Source organism: Thiolapillus sp. (genome assembly GCF_048562965.1).
Lineage (GTDB): Bacteria > Pseudomonadota > Gammaproteobacteria > Chromatiales > Chromatiaceae > Thiolapillus > Thiolapillus brandeum_A.
Window position 1 is genome coordinate 1 of record NZ_JBHNMF010000656.1, and the last position, 1694, is coordinate 1694.

Below are 1694 nucleotides of genomic sequence, written 5' to 3' on the forward strand. Positions count from 1 at the left end.
CTTTGGCGTAGTTTGCAAATTTCCGCTCCAATACGCGGATCAATTCTGAGGTTTGCGGGGAAACTCTTGTGGCATCAAGCGCGGGCAAAAGAAAATGCTGGGTCTTGCCCCAGTAATGGCAGAAAGCGTTTTTCCGCCAGAGTTTCACGCAATACCTGGCCTCCCGTTTTTCTTCCGGGGCATGGTAATGGTAAATGGCTTCTTCAAGCCGACGAAATAGTTTCTCGGAACAGTGTGGAGACAGCGCTTCAACAAGACGCACTGCGGGCATCCACTCCGGCTCACGATATCCGAAGCCAAGTCGAAACCGGCTAAGGTCATCAAGCAACCAAGCTATGCCAGTATCAGCGTAACGGGCGGGCAGATGGGTATAGGCCGCGATGATGATTTCCTGGATAATGGGTGAAATGCCCTTTTTAAGGGGGGCAATCCGTGCTATCAGTTCATCGGGTTGTTCTGTCGCCAAAGCACGTTTGAGCAGCTCGACAGTGCCTCTGGCAACATCCATTCCACTCTTGGCAGTCCGCTCTTCCCTCCAGTTCTGGAGCCTTTCGTCGTGGTCGTAATCATCAACCGGGATGTTCGTCAATCTCTCCACATGAGGCATCAGCAGGTTCCAGGTCTGGGACGGACACTTTTCCACTGCATCATTCAACGCTTCAAGATCATCGTCGTACAAGCACTCCAGTGGGTTTTTCCCGCTTCTGGAAGTCGCTCTGTCATTTATGTTTCTGGCGGAAAGCACCGCTTCGATCAGCTGGACAGCACGGAGGGGGTATTTGGCACAAAGACTTTCCCAGATAACAAAATCCTTCACAACCCCAAGCCTGGCCAGTTGCAATCGCAGCTCAAACATCTTTTCCGAATCATCCATTTCATTCCTGCAAATTGCCGTCAATATCCGGTTCGGCCACTCACTGCCTCTGTCCACAAGAGGGGCAAGAATTTCTGTTACCGGGTCAGGGATATCCTCAGCCACCGAGTGGAGCAGCCATAAGGCACTGTTGATTTCCCGCACACCATCAGATTCGAGCCATTTCGAGATTAGCCCAGCATTTAGAAGATAGGATACCCATGGATGATGCCTCAAAAACACGGGTTGCTGAACATGCTCACGCCAATAAGGCTTATTGAGCAACTCCAAAAAATATTCACCAATGTCATCGGCGACCACATCAAATTGACCGATCAATTCAAGTACAAGATGTTTGAGGTGAAAACGCACTGCTTTTGATTCAAGGAGCTTCCGTGTGGTATTGAAAAAATCAGTCGGTGATTCTTCAGACAGCATGGCAAGTGCCTGGCGCAGTTGTTCGCGCCGGAACAGCGACTGATTTCCTTTTTTTCCCAGCCAGCTAAGAACGGAGTCGCTCTCTTGGAAAATGTTACGCAGGAGGCGCTCGGCAATCAGGTGGTCCAAGTAACGTTGATGGCAAAAGTTTATGTTGTGCTTCGCGCTTCGCTGAAGGATGCCGAATGAGATGAAGGCATCAAGCACATCCGGGGTTTTTTCCACTATCGTGGCAGGCGCCGAGATTTTTCCTTGGCACTCCATGTAGTTGATCAGTGGTTCGAGGAATGCATTACTTTGCGGATTGGAGATTCCTGCCTTATTAAGGTGTTGGCGGCGGTTTTTCCAGAACTGTCGCATCAGTTCAGTGGCGGTGCGAAATGACGGTGCACCTTCTTCCTTT

General features: G+C 50.2%; 1 protein-coding gene. It reads right to left on the bottom strand.

All coding sequences use genetic code 11. The features are described 5' to 3' along the window. On the bottom strand, positions 1–1651 hold a 1651-nt coding region (locus ACOCD2_RS18850), incomplete at its 3' end, for a hypothetical protein (protein WP_419625901.1). Between the last annotated feature and the right edge of the window lie 43 nt (positions 1652–1694).